Origin of the sequence: Prosthecobacter dejongeii (assembly GCF_014203045.1) — a bacterium.
Classification (GTDB): Bacteria; Verrucomicrobiota; Verrucomicrobiia; order Verrucomicrobiales; family Verrucomicrobiaceae; genus Prosthecobacter; species Prosthecobacter dejongeii.
Map to the genome: position 1 here is coordinate 40,657 of NZ_JACHIF010000004.1, position 12,543 is coordinate 53,199.

Genomic DNA, 12,543 nt, shown 5'->3' on the forward strand with positions numbered 1-12,543 from the left:
GCTTCAGTCTCCTCTTTAGCCTTCCACTTTTGTTACGGATGCCTGCTTTAGCTTATCTTCTGGTAGATGGTCACAGTGTGATGCATGCCTGGCCGGAACTGAAGAAGGATCAGAGAAGCGCTGGTCGGCGGCACTTGGCCCGACTGGAACTGATGAAACGACTGCGCACTTACCAGGACATGAGTGGTAAGCAGGTGGTAGTGGTGTTCGATGGTACTCACTCCCAGCGGAGTGAGGAACGAGAGCCCGAAGGGCTTCAAGTGATCTATGCTGAAGCTGCAACCACGGCCGATGCCATTTTGGAACGTCTAGCCAATCGATATGCTAAGCAGCACCCGATGCAGGTGGTCTCTGCGGATGGTATGGTACGTGAAACCATCCTGGCCTGTGGGGCCGACTGGACTAGCCCTGAGGTTCTGAAAACTCTCTGTGAGGATGCTGAGCGGACTCTAGGGGAAGCAATCAAAAAGCGTTCCTCCGGTAAATGACTGAGTGTGCATCCCAAATGAAATCTTAACCTAACAAACGATGAAGAAGGAAGATTTTGAGTTGGTTCGAACGAAAAGCGGTGATGAATTGGCTGCGGTGGTGGAAACCTTGACAACGGCCGGGGTGCCGCATCGTGTGTCCAGCAGCCAAGCCGCATTTGACATCACCGAGGTAGGCAGAGGTGATTACCCGGCTGATATGATGGTCATGGTGAGCCGGGCAGACCTTCATGCGGCTCGTTTAGCCTTGGAGGGGTCATTTGCAGAGACGGAATTACCCGCAGACCATTTCCTGCACACAGCCTCTGATGAAGAAATTTTAGAGATCCTTTCTGTCCCTGCGGACTGGGATCCTTTTGTGGTCGTGCATGCACGGCGTTTAGCCGCAGACCGGGACATTAAGCCTGCCGAAATTACGGTGAAATCAGCCGAGCAAATTCAGGCTTTAGAAATGGGCAGACCTGCAGCTCGGTGGCACTTGGTGTTGGGCTGGTTTTCTGTGCTACTCGGGGGCATCGTCGGCATGGGCATTGGCTACTCTCTGGCCTACATGAAGGAGTCTCATGCAGAAGGGGAGTTTTACACTTATGACCTCCGCACCCGTGAGATTGGCCGTTGGATGATGTGGTCCGGCGTTGTGATGTTAGTCGTGTGGCGTTTTATTTTGGCCTCACGCTAGCCTCCTTGCCTCACTTCATTCAGTGGCTATGTCTTCCGTGTATTCAAGACGGTAAAGCGCCCCATCTTGAGAAAGAAGAATGGGCTCTCCATGGGCATCAGGCGTGATGAGGGTGGGATTGAGTTTGGTTGCTTCTGGTCGGCGGTAGAGAGTAAGACGGCGTACCGCACGTTCATTCACGGTATCCATCTGTAGGGCCCAGATCGTGCCGTAACCCCAGTCTGCAAAGAGATACATACCCTGTAGTGCAGGCATTTTTTCTCCCCGGTAAGTGTGACCGCCGACGATGCACAGCCCTTCGCCCCGCTGGCGTGTGTAGGCATGAACGGGATCGGTTGTCGCTGTGCCAGGGATGAGCGGTGTGGGATGAAAAGTCGCGTCCGTGGGGCCATCCCGATCACTCCATCCATAATTGGCACCTTTTTTGACGATGTTGATTTCCTCCCAAAGGTCTTGACCCACGTCTGCACACCAGAGGTGACCTGTGTGCGTATCAAAGGCAAGTCCCCAAGGATTTCTGAAGCCTAAGGCGAAAATCTCAGGCCGCACGGTTTGTTCGTTGGCGAAGGGATTATCGGCAGGAATGGCATAGGGCAGTTTGCCACTGCGGCTATTTACATCCAAACGCAGGATCTTCCCATGGAGCACCCATGGGTTTTGGGCGAGACGGTAGGGATCACTGCGGAGGCCTCCATCCCCCAGTGCAATGTAAAGCTGCCCATCGGGTCCAAAAGTGATGTGGCCACCCCAATGATCGGCAAGCGGTTGTGGGATCTCAAGCAGGATGCGCTCCGTCTCCGGGAGCGCGGATGGCGATTCTCCGTCTGTTGCCCGCATTTCGCTAATGACAGTGCGGCGCGGTTCATTTTGGGTGTAGCTCAGGTAAAAGAGACGGTTCTTTTCAAATTGTGGATGTAGGGCGATCCCGTGCACCCCTTCCTCAAAAAGAACGATTCCAGACATTCGCTCACGAAAATCAAGGAAAGACCGCCATTCACCACTGCCATCCAGTTTGATGGCGCAAAATTCACCTCGTTGTAGCGCGACGATTTGCTCCCCCTCTGGCCCGGGTAAGGCTGAACTCAAGGCAACAGGTGAATCAAATTCACGAGGGAATTTCAGGCGGCTAAGTCCGATCCCATGCAGAGTATCTTCAGGAATTTCGAGTGGCGGCACTGGTCGTACGAGAGGGCTCGCTGGCACTACCTCTTTTTCGGCCACTTCTTCCGGCACGCCATTAGCTACGCCACTGATCAGATGGAGGAGAGCCAAAGTGAAGTATGGAATGGGCTGAAAACGTGACATAGCAGAGGAAGATGTAATATTCTCTGCATGGATTGTGCCATTTGACCTTCATTGCGACGGGGAAGTTAAATTTTATTGAAAGAATGTGAAAGAAGTCACGGGGTAACGAAATTGTTACCCATTCGCTCCTCTCAAATCACCAGCCGACGCAAAACCGTGGAGCTAAGGGGATTCGAACCCCTGACCTTCTCATTGCGAACGAGACGCTCTACCAACTGAGCTATAGCCCCGGTACGGCTTAGGGTTAACCAAGTTTAAAATAATGCAGGTGTGATGTCCAGTGCGCTTTTATTCCTCTTAAAATGGCTGGTAGCGTGGTTGGTTAGGTCTGGTACATCCATTCTTATTTCCCAAGACGAATTTATGAAGGCCGCCTCCAACCACGGTTAAGTGCGTGCGGTGAATTTTAACCCCAGGATTTTTATGAAACACCCTATTTTTTGTTATGCTGGATTGGTGGCGATTCAGGGAGCATTGTTAGCACAAGTTCCTTCCAATACAACGGCAGTTCCTACCGGGACCGTTGCTCAGCCTCAAGTGGCGCTGATCAGCCAAGAGGCTGCTTGGTGGCTGGCAAATCCCCAGGCTTTATTTCAGCAATTGGATGTGGATAAAGATGGATTGCTTAACTACAACGAGTTTTCTCGTGTGGGGGTCTTGAGCACCCAGGTAGCAGTGCCAGCAAACTCCAATGGAAGGAATGGTGTCTATGCCCCTAACGCCGGGGTGCCTGCCAACAATGGACTTTCTCCAGCACCTGGAGTGAAGCCTATGACAGGTCCTCAGGGAACTTACACTCCACCCACGGGTGTGCCACCAGTGAGTCAAAACGGGGGCTCTTACGTGCCAACGAGTCCTCCGCCACCGGTTAGGCCTGGACCCTAATGTTAGTTAGGCCTTTGTGCAGTTGTCGATTAAAATCCAAATCTTATGAAACACTCATTCGTCAAAACCATCATAATCGCCGGAGTGGCGATGGCCCCTGTGATTGCCCAAGCTCAGTCCAAAGGTGCCGCAACGCCTGAAACCACTAATCCACCGCTTGTCAATAAAGCGCGGGAGGATAAAGAAAGACGCGTTGCACGCCAGGATCCAGAAACTCGAGCTCGTAACCTCGCAACAATGTTTGATCGGCTGGATGCAGATTCAAACGGTAGTCTTAGTCGCGAAGAGTTTGTGAAAATGGGCACGCGCCAACCACGCAAGAATATGGAACGTAAAGGCAAACGTGAACCTCGCGATGCGGAAGCGAAGGAAATGAAGAAACCTGAAGCCGAAAAAGATCAAGAAACCAAAAGAGCGGCTGATGATACAGCGGCGGCTGACAAAGAGGCGGCAGCTAAAGCGACGGAAAAAAATCGCACCACCGGGACCACGGGTGGTACAGGTAGTAGTGCCAGTGGCAGTAACGCAGATGGCAGCGCCAACACTGGCACCGTGGCTCCACGTCCTTAATCCACAGATATAACAATTCTTGATCGTTGATAAACCCTGCTGATCTCTTGAGACGGCAGGGTTTTTTGATTTTAGACTGGATTAAACCTTAATTGGCTTAGCCATCAAAATTACAGTAGGAAAGAGGGTTTCGATGCAGCAAAAATTAAAGCCATTTTTTTGAAGTGGGTTAGAGGCCAGAGCGTTCAGTTGAGCTGTGATTAATGCTTTTATTTTGATGCTGATAGTTTCCTTGGGGCGGGGGACTGGAACAGAGGTGGAAAAGCCGCCTTCAGGAAAATTACTGGAGAGTCAATCTCTGAAGGTGAACGGAAAGGAAGTGGCGAGGCTCTTTTTGATCTTGAGCTCGTAGTCACAGGCGAGATGATTTCTTTTGATGGACCGCTAGGAGGGGACATGAGGCATGCTATAAAATGGGTGGTAGATCGTCTCTATTTGCAGGCTTGCAGTGAGAGTGATTCCACCGTTGTTTTTTTGGATATGTTCCAATACATCGCCTTAGCGAACGAAAAGCACTGGCAGCCCGGTCCTTATGCAGGAGTGGAGTTAAAGATTTTGCATAAAAACGACACAACAGGGGGCGTCGTAGTGCTGCGCAAATTTCATGCGGGAATCAGCGTTCCTGCTCATACTCACCCCGCAGCCAATGAGTGGGCGTGGGTGCTTTCCGGTGAATGGGAAGAGGACGGCGTTACTTACACTCCAGGCACCCTTTTTTACGCTCCCAAAGGGCAGTCTCATGGACCGCACGTCGCGAAAACTGAAGTGATCAGCCTGACGATGTTTGACGGTCCGTTGACAGTTATTTAATCTGTGAACAACCTTTATGTTAGTCCAATCCGTGCGTGTTCTGACAACTCTCCTGCTGCTTTCTTGTGCTTTTTCCGGTAACGCCGAAGAGGCAAAGGGTCTGGCCCAAAAATTCCCAGATGGGGAAGTGTCTTCTCGTTCCTTTGTGGATCAGTCTGCCCTCATCAGCCAGTTCACAGTGGAGCAGTATGCTCACCAATCCTCCCTTCGCATCGTGCAGGGCATCGGTTACGCGGTTTACCAGTGCAATGAAAAGACGCCAGATGAAAACAAGGCTGGGCAGGTGGCGCGCATGGCCGTCTTTAACATCCTGAATCCCACGGCCACCGCCCGCTGGGTGGATATTGCCTCAGCCGGGGAGGCCTCGAATGGCATCACCCTCGGCGGCACTTTTGTCTCCGCTCCCATGCTGCATGTGCGGGATGACAAGGTGCTGCGCATCTTCTTCACCGCGCGGTTAGCCGAGGATAAGGTACCCGCCTATCGAGCCTTCTACAAAGATTACGACATCGCCACGGGTAAGCTCTCCGGCCTGCATGCGATGCGCTGCACCATCGCCAAAGACCCCGCGCAGGTGATGGACCTGGCCGTGCCTGCGATCCAAAAGCATCTCGACTTCCTCCACGGTCCCGGCTTTGGCGCCCAGTTCGCCAAGGGCATCAGCACCGCCGGGGATTTCCTCGTGTTCGACGGCCAACTCTACAGCACCATCCAGATCAAAAACTCCACCGATGGCGTGACCCGGCTACTCACCAATGTGCTTATGCGTAGCGCCGATGGCGGTACAATATGGGAGCTTCTAGGTGCGCCCGACCCCCGCTTGCTGACTACCGAAGTCAAAATCCTGGCAGAGCCTGCCATGACCCAGGACAGCAAGCATGTGTATCTGCACCTTCGCACCAATGTGGTGGAGGGAGGCTACGTCCTTTGCAAAGCCAAAAAGTCCGATCTCTACAGTTTTGATGCCCCGGTGAAAAAATGGACTTATGGCATCGGCCGTCCCACCATCGTAGATTATGGCAAGCCCATCGGTATCGTGGCCATGTTTACAGCCCCAAGCGTCAGCATGGGTGGTGCGCAGATGTCCCGAAACAAGTGCGACGTGGTGCTGATTGATCCCAGCTACAGCCGCTACACCCGCGCCTTTTCCATCGTGGATTACAATGCCGTGAACACCCCCTTCCTCTGCCTTTACCGGGATGAAGGCTATGTCACCTACTCCACAGGCCAGCGTCGTCTCCTGCCGAAGTTTGGCACTTCAGAAATCGTCTTCAGCAAACTTCGGCGCGAGTTCTTCGTGCCAGGGCAATGATGCAGGATTCAGGTTTTTTTACGCCGGCACAATCTGCGGTTTGATCACTGCGACGTTCATGGGTTCTAGAGCTACCTGCAGCCGCTGAAACATGGCCTCGTCCTCATAGGTGCCCACGATGGCCCCGCCACTACCGGTGAATTTGGCGCTGGCACCACAGTCGCGGGCGGCCTCCACCATGTCTAGATTGCCTTGGCCCAATTTGTACAGGCGACGGCGCAGGTCGAAGTTTTCATTCAGCAAGGGGCCGATCTCATGCCCCCGCTTTTCCAACAGCAGGTCGCGCACTCGCTGGGCAAGGTTGGCCCACTGATACATCGCGCTCACGATTTCCCGCTCGCCGCGGTTCCAGCGACCACGGATGTCATTGTGGAAGACTTCAGTGCCTTCGCTTAGCTTAGCTGTATAGGCGACATAAACGGGCGGCAGCAGGGCGGGGTCAATTTCTTCATAGATGCCATAGCCAAGCTTTTCGATCGAGGCCCGGTTGAAGTCCATGTACACCACCCCCTCATAAGCCTGGATCACTCGGTCCTGCAGGCCTGCGGGGATGCAGAGTTCGTCATTTTCCACGCTCAGGACCAGGCTGGGCAGCACGTGCTTGGGGATCTCCACATGGTAAAAAGCCATCAACGCCCGCCAGCAGGCCGTGATGATGGCGCTGCTGCCCGCCATGCCCACCTGCGGCGGCACATTGCTGTGGTAGCGCAGGGTAAAGTTCCGCCCATGCAGCTGCAGCCCTTGCTTGGTGCAGTAATCAAAGAAACGCTTCACGCTGGCCTTCAGCAGGCGGATGCCGCCGTAGTAGCCATTTTGGCGCACATCGCGGGCCAGTTCCTCGATGCTGCCGAAAACGGAATGGTCCCGTTGATTCGGCTCAATGGTCAGCTCTGGCGTCTCGAACAAGGTGATCTCCGCCGCAAAGTTGCGGATGATGAAGGAGATCGTCTTGCCAAAGTAGCCGTCCGAAGGGTTGCCCACCAAACCGGCGCGGGCATAGGCTTTCGTGGTGATGAGCATGAGGTCGGGAGAAAAAGGAAGGTCTGAAAGCTAAGAGGCAGCGGCGAAACTGGCAACCTGAATGGCATTGTTTCCGTACCTGGGCACGATTTAGCTCCAAGGTGCTTTCGGGTAGCTCGGTCCCTGGAGGCCTCCGTTTTTGCCCCTTGGGCGGTTTTTCGCAGGCTGCCGCCTTCCAATCCACGTAGAAATCGCCTAAATCTGCTCCCTTATTCACATCTCGGCTAAAAAAACCTTGCCGTTTGTGCATTTGCCGCCACCTTCGCGGCCCCTATGTCCAAAAACGCTGGTATAGCAAAAACGAGAAAAGCTTACTCTAAACGGTTCAAAGTAACTGCAACAGGTAAGGTGCTCCGCCGTAAACAAGGCAAGCGCCACATCTTGCAGAACAAGAGCCGCAAACGTAAGCGTAACCTCGGTAAAGTCGCCCTCGTGGCAGAAGTGGATAAAGCAGGTGTGCTGGCAAATATGCCATTCTCACATCGCGGTTAATCCACGGTCCCCTAGCGGGACCATGATGCTCCGGTCTGGTTTCACGCGTGTGAAAGCCTCAGATCAGGTGAGGCCGGTCATCAAATCCATAACAACAGCCTGCTCAGAGAAATAGAAAATGCCAAGAGCCACCAACGCCCCCGCTAGCCGCAAACGCCGCAAGCGCACACTCGCTAAAGCCAAAGGCTTTCGCGGTTTCCGTTCCACCCATTTCCGTTATGCCAAGGACGCTGTCCGCAAGGCAATGACGTATTCCTACCGTGACCGTAAGGTCCGTAAGCGCACCTTCCGCAACCTGTGGATCCAGCGTATTAACGCCGCTGCGCGTAACGTTGGCATCACCTACAGCCGTCTCATGGAAGGTCTGAAGTTTGCCGGAATCGAAATCGACCGCAAAGTGCTGTCCGACATCGCCATCAAGGATGAGGCCGCCTTCGTCGCCCTCGCCAACCAGGCGAAAGCAGCGATGGAGAAGAAAAACGAGCGGGTCAAAGCTGCTGCTTAATTCTCAATCTACGATTCTTTAACCCAGACAGCCGGAGCTCACGCTCCGGCTGTTTTGTTTTTTTGGGGGACCGCTGGCCTTAGCGGTGGATTTGCCTGCCCGTTGTTTTAGTGTCAGGCCATGATTTTGGACACCATTCACGGATTGATCGAAAGAAGGGTGCTACTCAATTACCGGATTGCCCCAGACATCCTCTCTCAGGTGCTGCCCAGGCCCTTTCGTCCGAAGCTGTATTCAGGTCACGGAGTGGGAGGTGTGTGCATGATCCGTTTTGGCCAGCTCCGTCCTCGTCTGCTACCCTCATGGCTCGGAATGGCCTCGGAAAATGCTGCGCACCGCATTGCAGTGGAATGGGACCAGGATGGCACCGTGCAAGAAGGCGTTTACATCCCCAGGCGTGATACGAATTCCTTGTTCAACAAGACCTTGGGGGGAGTGGTTTTCCCTGGCATCTTCCAGCGCAGCCAATTCCAGGTTCAAGAATCTAAAACCCATCTTTCACTCTCGGTTCTGCGCCAGGATGGCGGCACGGAAATCGCGTTCAGAGGGAGTCTTGCCGGGGCCTTGCCCGCGCAAAGCATCTTCCCGTCCCTCGCGGAGGCTGCCGGATTCTTTTCTTTGGGGGCCACTGGCTACTCCGCCACGCATTCTCCTGGCCACTATCACGGCATGGAGCTTCGCTCTCACGACTGGACGATTGCTCCACTGTCCGTGGATTCCGCCCAATCATGCGTCTTTGACGATCCACAGTATTTCCCAGCAGGTTCTGCGGAAGTGGATTGTGCCCTTCTGATGCGTGGCATCTCTCATGAATGGCATAGTCGCCCAGATCTATATCTCTCCGTGGACGGTGATTCGCTAACGAGCCGGAAACCATAAAAAAGCCACGCCCTTTCAGGCGTGGCTGGGTAGGAGTCGAAGCCTCTGCTTCACTTCACGGGAAACGGGTTCCGCTCATCGAAACCGACCTGGTGCCAGTAGGGGTAGGTCTTCGGTTTGTCGCTGGCGGCGTCCAGTTTCGCCACCTGCTCGGTGGTGAGGTTCCAGCCGACGGCACCCAGATTCTGGCGCAGTTGTTCCTCATTGCGGGCACCGATGATCACCGTGGAGACGGTGGGGCGCTGCAGCAGCCAGTTCAGCGCCACCTGGGGCACGGACTTGCCGGTTTCCCCGGCCACTTCGTCCAGTGCATCCACCACCGTGTAAAGGTACTCGTCATCCACCTGCGGGCCATACTGGTTGCTCAGCGTGTAGTTCAGGCGGCTCGTCTCAGGCCGTGGCTGATTGCGGCGGATCTTGCCGGTCAGGCGGCCCCAGCCCAGAGGGCTCCAGACAACGGCACCGATCTTCTGGTCCAGGCCCAGGGGCATCAACTCCCACTCGTAATCGCGGCCGATCAGCGAGTAGTAAGTCTGGTTCGCCACATGGCGGGAAAGGTTGAACTTCTCCGCATAAGCCTGCGCCTTCATGAGCTGCCAGCCGGAGAAATTGGAGGCCCCGATGTAGCGGATCTTGCCCGCGCGCACCAGGTCATCCAGCGTGTTCATCACCTCTTCCACCGGAGTCATGGCATCGAAGCCGTGGAGTTGGTAGAGGTCAATGTAGTCGGTGCCCAGGCGCTTCAGACTGTTTTCCACGGAGCGGATGAGGTGCCAGCGGGAGGAGCCCACATTGTTTGGTCCTTCGCCCAGGCGAAAGGTGCCTTTGGTGGAGATCAGCACTTGGTCGCGCCGTCCCTTGATGGCAGCACCCAGGATCTCTTCGGCCATGCCGTCGGAGTAGATGTCCGCTGTGTCAAACATGGTTAGGCCATTTTCCAGGCTGATGTCAATGAGGCGGGAGGCTTCGGCCACATCGGACGCGCCCCACTCTTTGAAGAATTCCGTGCCGCCGCCAAAGGTGCCTGTGCCGAGGGTAAGGGCGGGGACTTTGAAGCCGGAACCGCCGAGTTGTCTGTATTCCATAATCGTCTTGTTGTGTTTTTAGTTAGGGGGAAGTCAGGCGCGTGCTTTTTGCAGATCTTGGAAGACCTTGGCCGCAATTTCAAACGAGTGCAGCCGGGCCTGCGGATCGTGAATGTGTGCCGTCGCTATGATTTCATCGGCTTCGGTTTCGTCCAGCAGGGATTCGATCTGGAAGCGCAGGGATTCCGGGCTGCCCACGGCAGAGCAGCGGGTCATTCGGCTCACCTGCGCCTCCTCCACCGGATTCCACAGCGCATCAATGTCATCCACTGGTGGTTGCAGTTGCTTCGGCCAGCCCCGGATCAGATGCAGAAAGACCTGCTGCAGAGAACTGAAGAGCCGGGTGGCCTCCTCATCCGAATCGGCGGCAAAGACATTCAGACCCACCATGACATGAGGCTTGGCCAGGGTGGCTGACGGGCGGAAATGGGTGCGGTAGATGCCGATGGCCTGATGCAGCATCTCGGGGGCAAAGTGGGAGGCAAAGGCAAAAGGCAGGCCCAGCTCTGCCGCCAAACTGGCGCTGAATGTGCTGCTGCCTAACAAATAAAGCGGCACGTTCAATCCCTGGCCGGGAATGGCCCGCACTTTTTGCCCCGGCAGGGCAGGGGAGAAGAAGCCTTGCAGTTCCTGCACATCTCCCGGGAAGGTATCGCCACTGCTGCCTAAGCCCCGGCGCAGGGCGCGGGCAGCGCTCTGATCTCCACCCGGCGCACGGCCCAGCCCCAGGTCAATGCGCCCTGGATACAGGGACTCTAGCGTCCCAAACTGCTCGGCAATCACCAACGGCGCATGGTTTGGCAGCATGATGCCGCCTGAGCCTACACGGATGGTGGACGTGCCGCCCGCGATGTAGCCGATGACCACGGAGGTGGCCGCACTGGCCACACCGGGGATGTTGTGATGCTCCGCCAGCCAAAAGCGGTGATAACCCCATTTCTCCACCTGCTGTGCCAGCTTTAGCGAATGGCGGAAGGAATCTGCCGCCGTCTCACCCTGCAAAATGGGGGCAAGATCCAGCACGGAATAAAGCAGGCCGGAGGAAGTCTTCATAACACAGGGTAATCGGTGTAGCCCACCGGGCCGTCCGCATAGAACGTCGTCGGGTCTGCGGGATTCAGCTCGGCTCCTTGGGCAAAACGTTCTGGGAGGTCCGGATTGGCGATGTAGGGGACTCCGAAGGCGACGGCATCGGCATCACCAGCGGCCAGGATCTCATTGCTGGATTCCAGGGTGAATTTTTCATTCGCCACATAGAGGCCACCAAAAGCTTTCTTTAGCGCCGGTCCGATGCTGTCTGGGCCCTGACGCTCACGCGCACAGATGAATGCGATCTTCCGCTGTCCCAGCTCACGGGCGACATAACCAAAAGTTTCGAGCGGGTTTGCATCCCCCATGTCATGGGCATCGCAGCGCGGGGCCAGGTGCATGCCTACACGATCTGCGCCCCAGACTGAGATCACGGCATCGGTCACCTCCAGCATCAGCCGCGCACGGTTTTCCACGGAGCCACCGTAGTCGTCCGTGCGTTGGTTCGTGCTCGTCTGTAGGAATTGATCCAGAAGGTAGCCATTGGCCCCATGAATCTCCACGCCGTCAAAACCAGCCTCCAGGGCATTTTGTGCGCCTTTACGATAGGCTTCGATGATGCCTGGCAGCTCGGCCAGTTCCAGCGCACGAGGTGTGACAAAGGGCTTTTCAGGCCGCACCAGGCTCACGTGGCCTGCGGGACGCACGGCACTCGGGGCCACAGGTAGGGCACCATCCAGAAAGATCGGGTCTGAGACACGGCCCACATGCCAAAGCTGCAAAAAGATGCGTCCGCCAGCCTCATGGACTGCCTGGGTCACCAGTTTCCATCCGGCTACCTGGGCAGCGGACCAGATGCCCGGTGTGTTGGCATAGCCGACCCCCATGGGAGTCACAGAGGTGGCCTCGCTGAGGATCAGGCCAGCGCTGGCACGCTGGCGGTAGTATTTGGCCATCAGCGCATTCGGCACGCGCTGGCTGCCCGCCCGGCTGCGGGTAAGGGGAGCCATAAAAATGCGGTTGGGCAGGAGCAGGGGACCGACTTGGAGCGAATCAAAAAGTGTAGGCATAGGGTTTGTTCCTTTGTTCAAGAATACGGAACTAAAGAATCATTGAACTGCAAGCAAAATTGTGTAGAATGTTTTTATCAGACCTCTCCACCATCCTCCCGTTGAAAGCATCACCGTCGCAGGCGTCCTTCATGCCCTGTCAGATCCGGTGCGTCTCAGCATCGTGGCGGAGCTGCGCAAGGCCGAGGACGGCCTGAACTGTGTGGAGACCACAAGCCGTCTAAAGTGCCCCATGCCGAAGTCCACCTGCTCCCAGCATTACCGCATTCTGCGGGAATCGGGCGTCATCCACAGCGAGCGGCGCGGGGTGGAGCTGACCAGCCGTGTGCGGCGCAAGGAACTCGACAGCCGCTTTCCCGGCCTGCTGGACTCCATCTTAAAGGCCTGGAAAAAAGAGCACGAAGTTTAAAGTTT

The 12,543-nt window shown here is 55.6% G+C and carries 15 protein-coding genes and 1 tRNA gene; 10 read left to right on the plus strand and 6 right to left on the minus strand.

Annotation, left to right across the window (positions count from 1 at the left end):
- The first annotated feature begins 38 nt into the window (after positions 1 to 38).
- Together HNQ64_RS10695 and HNQ64_RS10700 are read left to right on the plus strand one after the other, a co-directional pair.
- Positions 39 to 488 carry an NYN domain-containing protein gene (locus HNQ64_RS10695; protein WP_184208349.1) on the plus strand — a complete coding sequence of 150 codons (450 nt, stop codon included), beginning with the start codon at positions 39 to 41 and terminating at the stop codon, positions 486 to 488.
- A 40-nt stretch (positions 489 to 528) separates the two neighbouring features.
- Entirely contained in the window at positions 529 to 1,167 is a 639-nt protein-coding gene (locus HNQ64_RS10700; RefSeq protein WP_184208351.1) for a hypothetical protein, read from the plus strand.
- A 15-nt stretch (positions 1,168 to 1,182) separates the two neighbouring features.
- Here the strand turns inward: HNQ64_RS10700 and HNQ64_RS10705 are convergent, their stop codons facing one another.
- Both HNQ64_RS10705 and HNQ64_RS10710 read right to left on the minus strand, forming a co-directional pair.
- On the minus strand, positions 1,183 to 2,472 hold the full coding sequence (locus HNQ64_RS10705; RefSeq protein ID WP_184208353.1) for a PQQ-dependent sugar dehydrogenase: 1,290 nt from the start codon (positions 2,470 to 2,472) through the stop codon (positions 1,183 to 1,185).
- 157 nt (positions 2,473 to 2,629) lie between these two features.
- A tRNA-Ala gene (locus HNQ64_RS10710) sits at positions 2,630 to 2,702 on the minus strand.
- 193 nt (positions 2,703 to 2,895) lie between these two features.
- Here HNQ64_RS10710 and HNQ64_RS10715 point away from each other — a divergent pair.
- The 4 genes from HNQ64_RS10715 to HNQ64_RS10730 all read left to right on the plus strand — a co-directional run bounded on the left by HNQ64_RS10715 (position 2,896) and on the right by HNQ64_RS10730 (position 6,049).
- The gene (locus tag HNQ64_RS10715) at positions 2,896 to 3,357 is read left to right on the plus strand and encodes an EF-hand domain-containing protein (RefSeq protein ID WP_184208355.1); all 462 of its coding nucleotides are present in this window, start codon (positions 2,896 to 2,898) and stop codon (positions 3,355 to 3,357) included.
- A gap of 45 nt (positions 3,358 to 3,402) precedes the next feature.
- A complete protein-coding gene (locus HNQ64_RS10720) occupies positions 3,403 to 3,927 on the plus strand; it encodes an EF-hand domain-containing protein (RefSeq protein WP_184208357.1) in 525 nt (174 codons plus the stop codon).
- Between the two features lie 417 nt (positions 3,928 to 4,344).
- Entirely contained in the window at positions 4,345 to 4,737 is a 393-nt protein-coding gene (locus HNQ64_RS10725; protein ID WP_221305414.1) for a cupin domain-containing protein, read from the plus strand.
- A gap of 16 nt (positions 4,738 to 4,753) precedes the next feature.
- Complete coding sequence (locus HNQ64_RS10730; protein WP_184208361.1) at positions 4,754 to 6,049, plus strand: hypothetical protein; 1,296 nt, start codon at positions 4,754 to 4,756, stop codon at positions 6,047 to 6,049.
- An 18-nt stretch (positions 6,050 to 6,067) separates the two neighbouring features.
- Here HNQ64_RS10730 and HNQ64_RS10735 read toward each other — a convergent pair whose 3' ends face one another.
- Positions 6,068 to 7,069, minus strand: coding sequence for a mevalonate kinase family protein (locus HNQ64_RS10735; RefSeq protein ID WP_184208363.1), 1,002 nt, complete (start codon positions 7,067 to 7,069; stop codon positions 6,068 to 6,070).
- Positions 7,070 to 7,342: 273 nt separating this feature from the next.
- Between HNQ64_RS10735 and rpmI the strand changes: the two genes are divergently transcribed.
- The 3 genes from rpmI to HNQ64_RS10750 all read left to right on the plus strand — a co-directional run bounded on the left by rpmI (position 7,343) and on the right by HNQ64_RS10750 (position 8,945).
- Positions 7,343 to 7,561, plus strand: a complete 219-nt coding sequence (rpmI, locus tag HNQ64_RS10740; protein ID WP_133795685.1) for a 50S ribosomal protein L35 — start codon at positions 7,343 to 7,345, stop codon at positions 7,559 to 7,561.
- 118 nt (positions 7,562 to 7,679) lie between these two features.
- Positions 7,680 to 8,066, plus strand: coding sequence for a 50S ribosomal protein L20 (rplT, locus tag HNQ64_RS10745; protein WP_184208365.1), 387 nt, complete (start codon positions 7,680 to 7,682; stop codon positions 8,064 to 8,066).
- Positions 8,067 to 8,186: 120 nt separating this feature from the next.
- Positions 8,187 to 8,945: a DUF2071 domain-containing protein gene (locus HNQ64_RS10750; protein WP_221305415.1), complete on the plus strand. Its 759-nt coding sequence runs from the start codon at positions 8,187 to 8,189 to the stop codon at positions 8,943 to 8,945.
- A gap of 50 nt (positions 8,946 to 8,995) precedes the next feature.
- Here the strand turns inward: HNQ64_RS10750 and HNQ64_RS10755 are convergent, their stop codons facing one another.
- From HNQ64_RS10755 to HNQ64_RS10765, 3 genes are read right to left on the minus strand one after another with little or no spacing between them, the layout of a single operon-like run.
- Complete coding sequence (locus HNQ64_RS10755) at positions 8,996 to 10,030, minus strand: aldo/keto reductase (protein ID WP_184208367.1); 1,035 nt, start codon at positions 10,028 to 10,030, stop codon at positions 8,996 to 8,998.
- A gap of 33 nt (positions 10,031 to 10,063) precedes the next feature.
- Positions 10,064 to 11,083: an LLM class flavin-dependent oxidoreductase gene (locus HNQ64_RS10760; protein ID WP_184208369.1), complete on the minus strand. Its 1,020-nt coding sequence runs from the start codon at positions 11,081 to 11,083 to the stop codon at positions 10,064 to 10,066.
- Positions 11,080 to 12,129, minus strand: coding sequence for an alkene reductase (locus HNQ64_RS10765; RefSeq protein ID WP_184208371.1), 1,050 nt, complete (start codon positions 12,127 to 12,129; stop codon positions 11,080 to 11,082). The genes HNQ64_RS10760 and HNQ64_RS10765 overlap by 4 nt, the downstream gene beginning before the upstream one ends.
- A 148-nt stretch (positions 12,130 to 12,277) precedes the next feature.
- Here HNQ64_RS10765 and HNQ64_RS10770 point away from each other — a divergent pair, with 148 nt between their 5' ends.
- Complete coding sequence (locus HNQ64_RS10770; protein ID WP_221305416.1) at positions 12,278 to 12,538, plus strand: hypothetical protein; 261 nt, start codon at positions 12,278 to 12,280, stop codon at positions 12,536 to 12,538.
- Positions 12,539 to 12,543: the final 5 nt, after the last annotated feature.